The sequence below is a fragment of the Geomonas propionica genome (assembly GCF_016458235.1).
GTDB classification, from domain to species: Bacteria; Desulfobacterota; Desulfuromonadia; order Geobacterales; family Geobacteraceae; genus Geomonas; species Geomonas propionica.
Genome location: NZ_JAEMHK010000015.1, coordinates 61,344 through 75,849, shown reverse-complemented (window position 1 = coordinate 75,849; position 14,506 = coordinate 61,344). Strand labels below are relative to the sequence as shown.

The 14,506-nt window shown below is 62.7% G+C and carries 6 protein-coding genes; 1 reads left to right on the top strand and 5 read right to left on the bottom strand.

Features of this window, described 5'->3' with window-relative positions:
• Positions 1-23: 23 nt before the first annotated feature.
• The 3 genes from JFN90_RS17955 to JFN90_RS17945 form a co-directional block, all read right to left on the bottom strand.
• The gene (locus tag JFN90_RS17955; RefSeq protein WP_199396495.1) at positions 24-836 is read right to left on the bottom strand and encodes a response regulator; all 813 of its coding nucleotides are present in this window, start codon (positions 834-836) and stop codon (positions 24-26) included.
• On the bottom strand, positions 829-4,299 hold the full coding sequence (locus JFN90_RS17950; protein ID WP_199396494.1) for a PAS domain S-box protein: 3,471 nt from the start codon (positions 4,297-4,299) through the stop codon (positions 829-831). Before JFN90_RS17950 ends, JFN90_RS17955 begins: the two co-directional genes overlap by 8 nt.
• Positions 4,300-4,444: 145 nt before the next feature.
• Complete coding sequence (locus tag JFN90_RS17945) at positions 4,445-5,710, bottom strand: sensor histidine kinase (protein ID WP_199396493.1); 1,266 nt, start codon at positions 5,708-5,710, stop codon at positions 4,445-4,447.
• Between the two features lie 205 nt (positions 5,711-5,915).
• On the opposite strand from JFN90_RS17945, the gene JFN90_RS17940 reads away from it, so the two are divergent.
• On the top strand, positions 5,916-7,202 hold the full coding sequence (locus JFN90_RS17940; RefSeq protein WP_199396492.1) for a nitrite/sulfite reductase: 1,287 nt from the start codon (positions 5,916-5,918) through the stop codon (positions 7,200-7,202).
• Positions 7,203-7,467: 265 nt separating this feature from the next.
• Here the strand turns inward: JFN90_RS17940 and JFN90_RS17935 are convergent, their stop codons facing one another.
• Together JFN90_RS17935 and JFN90_RS17930 are read right to left on the bottom strand one after the other, a co-directional pair.
• Positions 7,468-10,071: a cache domain-containing protein gene (locus JFN90_RS17935; protein ID WP_199396491.1), complete on the bottom strand. Its 2,604-nt coding sequence runs from the start codon at positions 10,069-10,071 to the stop codon at positions 7,468-7,470.
• 621 nt (positions 10,072-10,692) lie between these two features.
• Positions 10,693-14,139 carry a pyruvate carboxylase gene (locus tag JFN90_RS17930; protein WP_199396490.1) on the bottom strand — a complete coding sequence of 1,149 codons (3,447 nt, stop codon included), beginning with the start codon at positions 14,137-14,139 and terminating at the stop codon, positions 10,693-10,695.
• Positions 14,140-14,506 lie beyond the last annotated feature (367 nt).

The following is a 14,506-nucleotide window of genomic DNA, read 5'->3' as shown; positions in this document are numbered from 1 at the left end:
GGTGTCGGTGGGCGCGGCGTCCTTCAGCCCCCCGGCGCAATGGTAATGAGGAGTTCTCCCTCTCCCTGGCTGAGCGGGAGCGCCTCCAGCTTGAGCTGCGCCCCCCCGGCCTGCAGGGTCCAGCCCCCGGGTGCCAGCCGGCCGACATCTGCGGCCAGTTGCGCCAACTGAGGCGGCAGGGCCTCGGCGAGCCGTTTCCCGACCAGCTCGTGGCACCCCACCTGGAGCAGGTGTGCCGCCTCCCGGTTCATCTGCAGCACGGTGCCGCCGCCGTCCAGGGTCAGCACTCCCAGGGGGAGGTAGTCCAGGGCGACCGCCGCATGCAAGAGCGACCCGTACTCCTGCATAAAGCCGCAGCTGCACGCCCTCGCCCGCAGCCGCAGGTCGGCGTTCAGCTCGCGCAGTTCCTCGTTCTTGCACCGCAACTCCTCGGCCAGCTGCTCGTTGCGGCGCTGGATCTCAAAGTGTTCCAGCGCCTTCGCCACCGTCATCCTCAGCTCGTCGTCGTTCCAGGGCTTGGGGATGAACTTGTAGATCTTTCCCTCGTTGATGGCCGCCACCACCGCGGCGGTATCGGCGTAGCCGGAGAGGACGATCCTGATGGTCTCCGGGTGCCGCGCGCACACCTCCTTGAGGAACTCCACGCCGTTCATCCCGGGCATTCGGAAGTCCGAGATCACGACCTGGACCTGGGGGGATTCCTCGAGTAGCAGCAGCCCCTCCTCGCCGGAGGCGGCGGTAAGGATCTCGTAATCCTCGTCCAGGAAGATCCGCTCCAGGGCGCGCAGCACGTTGCGTTCGTCGTCGACGCACAATATCCGAGTCTGGTCAGTCATCTGAGGTCACCCCTTCGATCGGGAGCCGGATGGTGAAGGTGGTGCCGATGCCGACGCTGCTCTCCACCTCGATGCTCCCGTTATGTTTCTTGATGATGTCGTAGCTGATGGAAAGCCCGAGTCCGGTTCCTTGGCCCACCTCCTTGGTGGTGAAGAAGGGCTCGAAGATGCGGCTCTTGATTTCGTCGGGGATGCCGCTGCCCGTGTCGGAGAAGGCGATCAGCACCTCATCCCCTGCCCGCCGGGTCCGGATGGTGATCTCCCCCTGCTTCTCGATCGCGTGGGCGGCGTTCACCAAGAGGTTCAGGAATACCTGGTTCAGCTGCTGCGGCAGGCACTTCACCTGAGGCAGTTCGCCGTAGTCGCGCACCAGGGTGGTCTTATACTTGAGCTCGTTCCAGGCGATGGTGACCGTGCTTTCCAGGCATTCGTTCAAGTCGACGCAGGTCGCCTGGGCGTCGTCGATGCGGGAGAAGCTCTTCAGGTTCTGAACGATGGTGCGCACCCGCTCCGCCCCGTCCTGGGATTCGGCCAGAAGACACTTGGCATCCCCGAGGATGTAGTCCACCTTGAACTTCTTCCGGGCCTGTTCGATCCCCTGGCGCACCGGTTCGGGCGCCACCCCGGCGATGCTGTTGGACTGGATCTCCAGGAAGCCTTCGAGCCGCTCCAGGTACTTCACCATGGTGCCCAGGTTACTGGATATGAACCCCATGGGGTTGTTGATCTCGTGGGCCACGCCGGCGGCAAGCTGGCCGATGGAGGCCATCTTCTCCTGCTGCAACAGTTGCGAGTGGGTTGCCTTCAGCTCCTGGTAGGCGGCGACCAGTTCCTCCGAGACCTGCTTGATCTCGGTCAGGTCGTGCAGCATGATCACCTGCCACCCCTGGTCGCCGTACGGGTAGGTCGTCAGGGTGAGCCAGCGCCCGCTCGCCTCGTGGTAGAGCTCGCTGTGGCCTGTCTCCAGCGGCTCCAGGTTCATGCCCGCCCCGCTCAAAAGCTCGCGCCAGTTGACCGATACCAGCCTGGAGTAGGAGCTGCCGGTCAAGAGCTTGAAGGCGCGGTTGCAGCGCCTGACCTTCCCCTGGTCATCAACCATGGCCACCAGGTCGTCCACGCAATCCATGGTCTGTTCCCACTCGCGTTTCCCTTTCTCGACCTGGCGGAACAGCTCGGAGAGCTGCTCGTGCTTGAGCACCAGCTCTGCCTGGTTCTTGAGCAACTGACGCTCGGCGTCTTTGCGGGCGGTGATCTCCTCCTTGACGCCCAGGTAGTGGGTCACCTTGCCGTACTGATCGCAGATGGGGGAGATGAGGGCGCTTTCCCAGTAGAAGGTGCCGTCCTTGCGCCTGTTGTAGAATTCGCCGTGCCACTCCCTGCCGGCGGTGATGGTCTCCCACAGTTCCCTATACTCCTGATCCGGCAGCCGGCCCGACTTCAGTATGCTCGGCTTCCTGCCCAGCGCCTCCTCCTTGCTGTAGCCGCTCACTTCGCAGAATTTCCGGTTCACGTACTGGATCACGCCATCGGCATCTGTGATGACGATGGTGCTGGCGCTTTGTTCGACCCCCTGCGAGAACAGGCGTAGCGACTCCTCGGCCCGCGCGCGCTCGGTGATGTCGTACAGCGTCTCGACCACCGCCACGACCTTGCCGTCCCTGGTTACCGGCGCGGCGTCGAAGCAGAGGTAGCGGTCTCGGCCGTTGAGGTTGCGGTACCACCCTTCCGCCCTGATGATGCCTTTCATGACCACGTCGCTGCTGTAGGTGGGGTAGAACTCCCCTATCCGTGAGACGTCGCCGGATAGGACTACGTCGCACAGGGTGGGGCGATTTTCCGGATAAAACGGCTGCCATTGGCGCTGGGTACCGAGCATCTCGTTGGCGGGCATGCCGGTCATCTCGGCAATGGCGCGGTTCCATACGATGATCCGGTGGTCCGCGTCGATGACGAACAGCGGCGTCGAGGTGTTCTCCAGTAGGTTTTCCGCGAAGCGGCGCTCCGTTTCCAGCATCCCTTCCAGCACCCGGTCCTGGGTGATGTCCCTGAAGCTGCCGCGCAACCCGAGGTACTCACCGTCAGCCCCGTTCACGGCCCGGCAGGTGTACTTGAACCAGCGCGCGTCACCCTGACGCGTGATGAGACGTAGCTCCACCGGGGCCGCCGGTTTCCCTTCCCTGGCGCAGAGGTTTCGTTGCTGCCACATGTCCCGGTCCTCGGGGGGGATGATGTTCGACAGGAGTTCCGGGGCATCGAGGAACTCCCTGTCGGCGTAGCCGGTGACCCCCTGGCAGTTGGAGGAGATGTAGCGCAACGACCCGTCCGGGTTGCAAACGATGGCGATTTCAGAGGTGAACTCGGCGATGATACGATACAGCTCCTGGTTCTCCTTCAGGGCTTCCTGCCGCTTGTCCATCTCCTCCACCATGCTGTTCACCGTCGAGGCCAGGTGCTCTAGTTCGTCCCCCGTGTCGAGAGTGAGCCAGCGCTCGGCGCCGTTTTTCTGCGGAAGGCTGCGGATGTGGTCCACCAGGAGGGACAAAGGCTGGGTGATGTGCCGGATCAGGCGCCGGAGGGCGATCTGGGTGAGCAGCAAGAGGGCAATAAGGGCGCCGAGGAAGAAGAGGCGAGCGTCGATGAGCGGCTGGTAGGACTCCGACTCCGGGTGCTGGATCGCCACGATCCAGTCGGCGTTGGTCAGGGGGGTGGCGGTGGTGACCCAGGTCTCCCCATTGGCATCGCGGACCTCTCCCTCGGACAGCCGGTTGCGCTGGAGGGCGTCATCGATGCCGGGGTCTTCGCCGGGGGCGAGGTGTGCCATGACGCGGGAGGGGGCGGGATGCCAGATGATGGTGCGGTTGCGCTCCAGGACGAGCAGGCGGCCGCGCTGCCCCACGGTGTGCAGCGCCCGGTCGGTCTCGTTGTCCCGGGTGAGATCGTGGTGCCCGGCCAAAAGGCCGGCAACGCTGCCGTCGGGGCGCAGGATGGGAATCCACAAGCTGATGATGGGACGATGCGGGGCGGTCTCGGCGAGGTAGGGAGGAGAGATCGAGGATTTGCCGGTTGCCAGCGCCAATGCCGCGTAGCCGTTGCCACGGCCGGTGGGGCTGCTCTGCGCGGCGAGGCTCGTAGCGACGCTGCGCCGATGGTCATCGAAGATCTCCAGCCCTCCGTTGAAGAAGGTGCGGGCGATCTGCATCTGCTGCAGCTCACGCTGCATCGCGTGACGGTCACGCATCCGGGCGGGGTCGATCCCCTTGACGAGCAACTCCAGCATCTGCCTGGAGTGCAGCAACTCGTCGTCGATGTACCTGCTGGCCATGCGGAGCATGGCAGCATGCTGCCGGGCCACACTCAGCTTCAGGGCATGGGCGAGGTACTGGTATCCCGCTAAGGCGAGCACCCCCATCAGGAGTGCCACCAGCAGGAATATCGGGCCGGATATCTTGGTCTTGATCCTCATGTCAATGCCGGTCTAAAAGTTGGGTGATCAACGCGGGTAGGAACCGTTGTTCCGCAGCGTGCCTGGCACCAGGCGTTGCTTCACCTATCGGAGAAAATGCCCCCCGCTTGAGCGAAATATGGTCTAAGTGGTCGAATTCTCAGGATTAATTTAAGTTAATCTGTTGGGGTGCCGGGGGGGGCGAAGGGAGTTCGACGCGGACGCAGGTTCCGGAGGCGTCGCTGGAAATGAGGATGCGGCCGCCGTGGCCGGCGATGAAGCGTTGGGCGATGGTGAGGCCAAGCCCGACGTGGCTGTCGGGGGACTTGGTGGTGAAGAAGGGATCGAAGAGCAAGGGGATCTGGTCCTGCGGTATGCCGGGACCGCTGTCGGAGATGGTGATCTCGGCCAGCTCCTGCTGGGAACTGATTGAGACGCTGATGCTACCCGGGGTGCTCCCAAGCGCCTCGCAGGCGTTTTTGAGGAGCGCGATCAATGCCGTGTTCAGCAGTGTCAGCGACCCTTCGACGCGAATGTCCTCCTTGGGCTGGGACCAGTGCACCTCGGTTCCCGGTGGCGCGAGGACCGTGATCATTTCGACCAGCGGCTTCATCACGCTGATCAGGTCCAATTTCTCCACCCCCTGGTTGGCCAGTCCCAGCTCGAGCTGTGCCATCTGCTGCACGATCAGGGCGATGCGCCCCCCCCCCTCCCGGGTCTCCTGCAGCAGCGCGGGGAGGTCCAGGTTGATCTGGCGCAAACGGTGCTTCTTCTCCAACTCGGCGATCTGTTCCTCGTTGCCGGGGGCTACGGTGTGCAGCAAGTCGGTGAGGGCTGCGGCGTGCTTTTGCAGGGCCACCGCATAGCGCTCCAGCGTCGACAGGTTGCTCATGACGAAGCCGAGGGGGTTGTTGATGTAATGGGCGGCGCCGGCGGCCAGACGCGCCACGGCCCCCACCTTTTCCTGTTCGACCAGTTTTCTCTGGGTCTTTTGCAGTTTGGCGAGGGTCTGCTCCATTTCCTGGCGGGCACGGGCCAAGGCGGATTTCTGGCGGGTGCTGCGCACCGCGGCGCGGATCCTGGCCAGGAGGTCGACCGCCTGAAAGGGTTTCACCACGTAGTCGTCCGCGCCGAGGTCGAGACCCCCCGCGATCTGATCCTGGGTGGATTGGGTGGTGAACAGGATGACGGAATAGATGCGGTCGTGCAGGGCCGGGGTGCGCAGGACATCCAGGCCGGACAGACCGGGCATTTCCACGTCGAGGAGCACCACGTCCGGCTGCGCCGTTTGCAGGGCGGCGAGGGCGCCGGCCCCGTCGACGGCCTCACGGACGCGGTACCCCGCCGTCGCGAGCAAGGAACCTACGTACTTGCGGACAGCGGCGCTGTCGTCGACGACGAGTATTTCGGGTTGGTCGGGAAATTCGTTCATGATGCGTTGGTCCGTGCGGCTTCGATATGGTGCCCGCACCGGCTCAGCCAACCTGGCCGGAGGCACCTCTACCTCATCGGCGCATCCGGGATGTCCCTGAAGGGTTTTTACGCGACCAGCTTTTCCAGATGACGGAGCCGGTCAAAAAAGGTAGTATCGTGTGCCGGCCGCAGCCGGCAGACGGAACCACCAGGAGACACAGACCATGACCGACAAGAACCTGCGCCTCGAGGGGATCTACCCCCAGCGTCAGAAGGAATTTTTCATGCAGCGCGTCAAGCTTCCCGCGGGCATCATCTCCGCCGACCAGGCCCTCAAGGTGGCGCAACTGGCCCGGCGTCATGCGCGCGGGTTGGTTCACCTCACCACCAGGGGGAGCATAGAGCTGCACTGGCTCACCGAGGCGGACCTCCCGGTGGTGGCGGCACAGCTGGCCCAGGTGGGACTCTACAACCGCGGTGCCTGCGGCGGCGCGGTGCGCGGCGTCATCTGCGGCAGCCTGTCGGCTGCGGGAGCCCCGGCGCTGGAGGCGCTGGTCAGGAGGATCCACCGGCATTTCACCGGCAATCCCCGCTTCGAGAAGCTCCCCAAGAAGTTCAAGATCGGCGTCGAAGCCGACACGACGAGCAAGAGGCACCTGATCCAGGACCTGGCCTTTATCCCCGCCGCTTCCGATGACGGCCGCTCCCGTTACGACGTTTATGCCGCCGGGGGGCTGGGGCGCGAGCCGGTACCGGGTTTTCTGCTGGCCCAGGGCGTTGCCGAGGATGCCCTGCTGCCGCTGATCGAGAGGGTGCTGGTGGAGTACGAGGCGAACACGCCGCCCCCCAAGCGTCTGAAGTACCTCGTGGGGCAGATAGGACAGGAGGAGTTCCGGCGCAGGGTGCTGGGGGATGCACTGGAGGAGTTGCCGCCACCGGCGCTGACCCTGACCGGGAGCCTGGTGCCGGTGCCGGCAGCCGATGAGGATCGTCTGGAGGCGCACGTCTTCGCGGGCGAACTCTCCGCGGACGGCCTGGCCGCGCTGGCGGACATCGCCGGCAGGTTCTGCGGCGGGATGCTCATGGTCACGGGGAACCAGACCGTGGTGATGCACCTGGCTCAGGGGGGCGACCGCAACGAGGCGCTCCTGGCGCTGGCGCAGGCGGGGTTCGCCAATGAAAGCGCTGCTGAGCGGGTCGTGTTCCGGGTCTGCCCGGGCAACCACGAGTGCATCATGGGGCTTGCCGCGACCCGGGAAGTGGCGGCGGCGGTGGTGGCGGAGCTAGGGGATGCGGCGCTCCAGCTTTCCTGGGCCATCTCCGGCTGCCCGAACTGCTGTGCCCAGCCCCAGTTGGCGCAGGCGGGGATCGTCGCCTCGCGGCTGGTGAGCGACCAGGCGGGGCGGACCCCGCGTTTCGACCTGTATCGTGCCGGTGCCGGCGCCTTTGCCGAGCCGGTGCAACAGGGGCTCAACCTGACCGAGCTGCTGGCGGAGGTCCGGAAGATCTAAAACACGTTCTAGGTTCTACGTTCTACGTTGGCGGCGGCTGCTTCTGCATGGTTCACCTTGCAGGAGAGCCGCCGCTTTTTTTGTGTCGTCTCCTCCCGCCTTTACAACTCCTCAACCTACTCCAAAGTTTCTCTAGCGAAAAATGTTGCCTACGAAGCGCCGCACCTGAAACAGAGTCCCCCCCTTTGCAAAAGGGGAGGACAGGGGGGATTTGCCTGTGGCTTTTGGGAACGTAGAACCTAGAACGTAGAACCTAGAACAGCCGTTAGTTCCTTTCGTCCAGTAATTCCCTTACCCGCGCCAGCAGTTCGTTGATCTTGATCGGCTTGGAAATGAAATGGCGCGGGTCCCCCATGGTCAGGGTATCGGTGATGATATCGGCGGTGTAGCCGCTCATGAAGATGACCTTGACGCCGGGGGATATCGCGGATATCGCCTGGTACGCGTCCCTGCCATTCATGCGGGGCATGATCACGTCCATGATGATCATCGCCACACTCCCCGCGGCAGCCTGGAACTTCTCCACGGCATCGGCCCCGTCCACCGCCGTGATCACCCGGTAACCGAAATCGCGCAAGAGCTCCCGCACCATCTCCCGGATCACCGCGTCGTCCTCGACCAGGAGCAGGGTCTCCTCCCCGCCATGCACCACATCATCGACAGCGATGCACTCGCTGGGGGTGGGCGGGTCGATCAGGGGGAGGTAGATCCTGAACACCGTGCCGTGTCCCAACTCGCTGTAGCAGTTGATGAACCCGGAATGCTGCTTCACGATGCCGTACACCATCGCCAGCCCCAGGCCGGTCCCTTTGCCCGGTTCCTTGGTAGTGAAGAAGGGCTCGAAGATCCTGTCCCTGGTTTTCTCGTCCATGCCGATGCCGGTGTCGGCTACCGTGATCAGGGCGTAGCTCCCGGGGAGGCCGTAGCCGTGGGCCGAAACGAACTCCTGGTCCAGGATGATCCGGTCCGTGGAGATGCTCAGGACCCCGCCGTTGGCCATGGCGTCCCGGGCGTTCACGGCGAGATTCATGACCACCTGTTCGATCTGCCCGGCATCCGCCAGTACCGAAAGCTCTGCGCTCGCCGGGTGCATCCTGAACTCGATGTTCTCCGGTATCAGGCGGCGCAGCATGACCTCCAGGTTCGTGAGGATCGCGTTCAGCCCGACCGCGGCCGGGTTGGTCACCTGCTTCCTGCTGTAGGCCAAGAGGCTGCGGGTCAGGTTCGCGGCGCGCTCGGAGGCGCGCAGGATCTCGCGCACCTTCGCCTGGAGAGGATGATCCTCCCCTAGCTGCACCTGCATCATGGTGCTGTAACCGATGATGGCGGTGAGGATGTTGTTGAAGTCGTGGGCGATGCCGCCGGTCAGGGTGCCGATCGCCTCCATCTTCTGGGACTGGGTCAGCTGGTGCTCCAATGCCCTTCTCTCATCCTCGGCCAGGAGCCGGTCGGTCACGTCGTAGCAGGTCCCTATGTACCCCGCAAACTTGCCGTCCAGGCCGTTGAAGGGTCTCCCCATATCGATGATCCAGTGGTGGCTGCCGTCCGCGTGGCGCAGCCGGTACTGCATCTGGAAAGGCATGCGCTGGGCGAAGGCGTCCCGGTAGGTCTTCAGGCAGTACTCCTGGTCCTCGGCGTGCACCCCGGTCGCCCACCCGTCACCCAGTTCCTCCGCCAACTCCCGCCCCGTGAAGTCGAGCCAGGTACGGTTGAGGTAGTTCACCTTGCTGTCGGTGCCGGCACGCCAGATCATGGCCGGGAAGTTCTCGAACAGCGTCAGGTAGAAGTCCCCCGAGCGCTCAAGTTCCAGGAGCATGGTGTTGAAGGTACGGGCCATTTGCCCGATTTCGTCGTCGGAGGTCACCGGCGCCAGCTTCTGGGCGAGGTCCCCCATGGCCGGCAGTTGCTCCAGGTGTCTGGTGAAGGAGACCAGCGGCTTGGTGAGGTACTGCATGAAGGGCCAAACCAGGCAGAGCGAGAGGAGGGCGGCAATGAGGGAGCCGGCGATGAAATAGTTCCGGGCCGCGTGCACCGGGGCGTAGGCCTCGTCAACGGGGTAGCTGACCGCCAGCACCCAGCCGGTGGAGCGCAGCCTCTTGACCGAGCGCAGCACCGGGATCCCGGTCCGCGTCATGGTCTCCGCGGTGCCCTCAAATCCCTTCAGGGCGCGCTCCAGCATCTCGTTGGTGCCGGGCAGGTCCTGGCGCAGCACCCTGCGCTTGTCAGGGTGCATGAGGACGTTGCGCCGGTTGTCGTAGAGTGACAAAAAGCCTCTTTTGCCCAACTTCAGGTCGGCCAATGAACGCAGAAAGTGTTGCTCGCGCAGGTCGATACTACCCCCCAGGATGCCGGCAAGCTCGCGGTTGCCATTGAAGATGGGGACGGTGAACATGATGATGGGGCGGCTTTGCTTCTGCAGTGAGGCGAAAGGGGGGGAAATGTAGGTGGCGCCGCGCTTGACGGTCTCCTTGTAATACTCGCGGAAGGAGAAATCCGTCCCGATGAAGTTCAGGTCGCGCGGAGTGGCCGCAACCAGTTTGCCGGAGGGGGAAAAGAGGAAGAGGGAGTTGTCGAAGAAGGCGCGTTGTCTCTGCTCGGTATCCAGCAGGCGTTGGGCCTGTTCGGGGTGAGCCACCGCATCGGAGGTGAGACGGCCGGAGAGGTTGTGCAGTTCCTGGGTGAAGTCGAAGATGCGGTCATCGATCTGGGTGGCCAGCGAGTCCAGCAGCACGGCTTGCTGTTGCGAAATACTTTCTTTAAAGGTCTTGTCAAAAAACAAAAAGGATCCCACGGCGGAGAGCGTCATAAGAACGGCGACCAGAAGAAACACGGCCAGGGTCATCTTTGTCTTCATGCTGGTGAAAAGCACAAGCGCTCCGGTGGCTGCTGGTTCCCGTGCCGGGCTGTTACGGTCTGCGGTCGGTACCGCTGCTAGAGCTGGCAGCCTGTGTCAGTCATGCCAAATCTTATAAACCTTCCTGCGCAAATAACAACTTAGCTGTGGCCTTTTTATTATTTGTACTTGCCAATGTTTTGATTGAATCTATCTGAAAGATAGGCTCTATATGATAGTGTATTTTAATTTTATGCGAGACCCATTTCATAAGTCACCGGGAGTAGGGTGATTTATGAAATAGGAGACGGGAGGTGAGACGCGTCGGGGATGTCGCGGGAGGTACAGTAGTGTCAATAAACTGTCGATTCGGGCGGGAACCGGGCTAAAGTGGACAACTGTCTAGGTTTTTGCGGCGTTTACGGTGTAGATTGCGGCTGGCAGTAGTTCTTCTATCCACCGCACCTGTGGAAAACCATGTGGACAAACCGGCCTTGGCGGCATGAAAATACCGTAATGGGTAGCGCTCCAGCAGATTGCACTAATTTTAAGCAGCTAAACCCGCTGTTATTACAGGGCACGCCAACGATTTGGCGGTTGCCTCAGGATGCAAAAAAAGGGGGGCCAAGGCCCCCCTTTTGACAGTAACAATGTTGCTTATGCCATTACGAAAAGGAGCTCCTCTTTTTCCACCTTGCCCCCTTCCTTGCACTTCACCTGGGCGACGACGCCGTCCTCCTTGGCCTTGATGTTGGTCTCCATCTTCATGGCCTCGGTGACCGCGAGGATGTCCCCCGCCTTGACGGCGTCCCCCTCTTTGATGTTCATCTTGATCACCTTGCCGGGCATGGGCGCGCCGACGTGTTTGGGGTTCCCCTTGTCGGCTTTCTCGTGGCCGCACTCGTCGCTTTGCACCGACTGGTCGCGCACGGTGACGCTCCTCGCGTTGCCGTTGAGCTCGAAGTAGATCTGCTTGGTGCCGTCGGGCTGGGTCTTGCCGATCGCGTTCAGCTTCACGATCAGCGTCTTGCCCGGCTGGAGCTCGATGGAGGTCTCCTGCCCCGGCTCCAGACCGTAGAAGAAGATCGGGGTCGGGATCACCGAGACGTCGGAGAACTCCTGGCGGTGTTTGGCGTACTCGGCGTAGACGTTCGGGTACATCATGTAGGACATGAGTTCCTCGTCGTTGACCGGGTGCCCCACCTTCGCCTCGGCGGTGGCACGCTCCTTCTCGAAATCGGCCGGCTCCAGAAGCTCGCCGGGGCGGCAGGTGATGGGCTCCTGCCCCTTGAGGATGATCTTCTGCAGTTCCTTGGGGAAGCCCTGGTAGGGCTGGCCGATCATTCCCTTGAAGAAGCCGACCACCGACTCGGGGAAGGCGAGGTCGGCGCCCGGGGCGAAGACGTCCTGGGGCTCCAGGTTGTTCTTCACGAGGAACATGGCCATGTCGCCCACCACCTTGGAGGAGGGGGTGACCTTGACCACGTCGCCGAAGAGCAGGTTCACCTTGTGGTACATCTCCTTGCACTCTTCCCAGCGCTCGATGAGGCCCAGACCCGCGACCTGCGGCTTGTAGTTGGAGTACTGCCCCCCCGGGATCTCGTGGTGGTACACCTCGGCGGTGCCGCTTTTCAGCCCCGACTCGAAGGGGGCGTAGTAGTCGCGCACCGTCTCCCAGTAGTTGGCGAGCTGCTGCAGGCCGCGCTCGTTCACCTGCGGGTCGAACTCGGTCCCCTTCAGGGTCGCCACCAGCGCGTTCAGGTTGGGCTGCGAGGTGAGGCCGGAGATGGAGGAGAGCGCGGCGTCGACGATGTCGACCCCGGCCTGCGCCGCCATGAGCAGCAGCGACCCGCCGTTGCCGGAGGTGTCGTGGGTGTGCAGGTGCACCGGGATGCCGATCTCGTCCTTGAGCGCCTTCACCAGCTGGTAGCCGGCGTACGGCTTCAACAGACCCGCCATGTCCTTGATGGCCAGGATGTGTGCGCCCATCTTCTCCAGTTCCTTCGCCATGGAGACGTAGTAGGAAAGCGGGTACTTGGTGCGGGCGGGGTCGGAGATGTCGCCGGTGTAGCAGATGGCGGCCTCGCAGATCTTGCCCGACTTCTGCACCGCCTCCATCGCCACCTGCATGCCGCGGGTCCAGTTGAGCGAATCGAAGACGCGGAAGACGTCCACGCCCGACTCGGCCGCCTGTGCCACGAAGCGCTGCACCACGTTGTCCGGGTAGTTGGTGTAGCCGACGGCGTTGGAGCCGCGCAAAAGCATCTGGAACAGGACGTTGGGGATGGTCTCGGTGAGCGCGTGCAGCCGCTGCCAGGGATCTTCCTTCAAAAAGCGCATGGAAACGTCGAAGGTCGCCCCGCCCCAGAGTTCCAGCGAGAAGAGGTCGCTGGCCAGGTGCGAGGTGGCGTCGGCCACCTTCAACAGGTCATAGGTCCTGACGCGGGTGGCCAGAAGCGACTGGTGCGCGTCGCGCATGGTGGTGTCGGTGAGGAGCAGCCGCTTTTGTTCCAGCACCCACTTGGCGAGCCCCTCGGCCCCCTTCTCGCGCAGGATGTCCTTGGTCCCCTTGGGCTTCTGGGCAAAGGAGTCGTATTCCGGGAGGGTCGCCTCGATCAGGTCCGCCGAGCGCAAAGGCTTCGCGACGCCGGCCGAGCCGTTCACGATGACGTCGCCTAAGAAGTTCAGCACCTTGTTGGCCCGGTCTTTCTTCTCGGGGATCACCAAAAGCTCCGGGTGCTGATCGATGAAGGAGGTGTTGCACTCGCCGGCCAGGAACACCGGGTGGGTGATCACGTTTTCCAGGAAGCCGATGTTGGTCTTCACGCCGCGCACGCGGAATTCCTGGAGGCAGCGGTCCATGATGTGGGCCGCCTCGGAGAAGGTGAGCCCCCAGGCGCTGACTTTCACCAGCAGCGAGTCGTAGTGCGGCGTGATCTGTGCCCCGGTGAAGGCGTTGCCCGCGTCGAGGCGCACGCCGCAGCCGGCGGAGCTGCGGTAGGTGGAGAGGGTGCCGAAGTCGGGCGCGAAGTTGTTGGTCGGGTCCTCGGTGGTGATGCGGCACTGGATGGCGAAGCCGCGCATCTCGATGGAACCCTGGTTGGGGATGTTGATCTCAGGGTCCGAGAGACGCTTGCCTTCCGCGATCAGTATCTGCGCCTGCACCAGGTTGCGGCCGGTGATCATCTCGGTGACGGTATGCTCGACCTGGATGCGCGGGTTCATCTCGATGAAGTAGTAGCGCCCTTCCTCGTCCAGGAGGAACTCGACGGTGCCGGCGTTACGGTACCCGACCTGCTTGGCGATCTTGAGGGCGTCGGTGCACAGGGCCAGCCGGGTGTCGCCGGGGAGCGCCAGCGAGGGGGCGAACTCGACCACCTTCTGGTGGCGGCGCTGGATCGAGCAGTCGCGCTCGTAGAAGTGCACCAGGCTGCCGTAGCCGTCGCCCAGCACCTGCACTTCGATGTGCTTGGGGTTCTTCAGGTAGCGCTCCAGGAACACGGAGGGATCGCCGAAGGAGGCCTTCGCCTCCGAGGAGGCGGACTGCAGACCCTCCAGAAGCTCCTTCTGGTTGGTGGCGACACGCATGCCGCGCCCGCCGCCGCCGGCCGCCGCCTTGATGATGATCGGGTAGCCGTGGTTCTTGGCGAAGATGAGGGCCTCTTCCTCGTGGACGATCGGTTCCTCGGTGCCGGGAACGGTGGCGACCCCGGCGGCCTTGGCCACCTTCCTCGCGGCCACCTTGTCCCCCAGGGCACGCTGCATTTCGGCGGTGGGTCCGATGAAGGCGATGCCGTTTTGCTCGCACTTCTCCGCGAACTCGGCATTCTCGGCCAGGAAGCCGTAACCGGGATGGATGGCGTCGACATCGCGCTTTTTGGCAAGGGCGATGATCTCGTCGATGCCGAGGTAGGCGTCGATGGGGGCTTTCCCCTTGCCGACCTGGTACGCTTCATCAGCCTTGTAGCGGTGCAGCGAGAGCTTGTCCTCTTCCGAATAAATGGCAACGGTGCTGATGCCGAGTTCGGTGCAGGCGCGGAAGATCCTGATCGCGATCTCTCCGCGGTTAGCTGCCATCACCTTCCTGAATTTCCGTGCTTCCATTTCCGCTCCTTTAGTGGGGGTATTTTTTTACCGAGACTAAAACAAATGATGGAAATTTTATTGCCGTTTTAAAACGACTCGAGCAGTATTGGTAAAACCAATTTTCCCTTATGTTTTGAGGGTTTAAAAGTGTATTCAAAGGGAGGCATATAAAAGCAGATTCCCTTCTGAATGTCAATCCTGGAATCATGTTATATTTTTGTATACTTTCCCCGAACACGGTACCCCAGATAAAGATTAAGGTTGAGATTAAGAAAAGCCTGTGGTCGAGGCGGCCCCGGACTGCGGCTGGGAGAGGGTTACTTTATCTCAATCTTCGTCTTAATCTAGTTTTTCCCCTTGCCTTAGCGCGGAGAAATTTCTATCT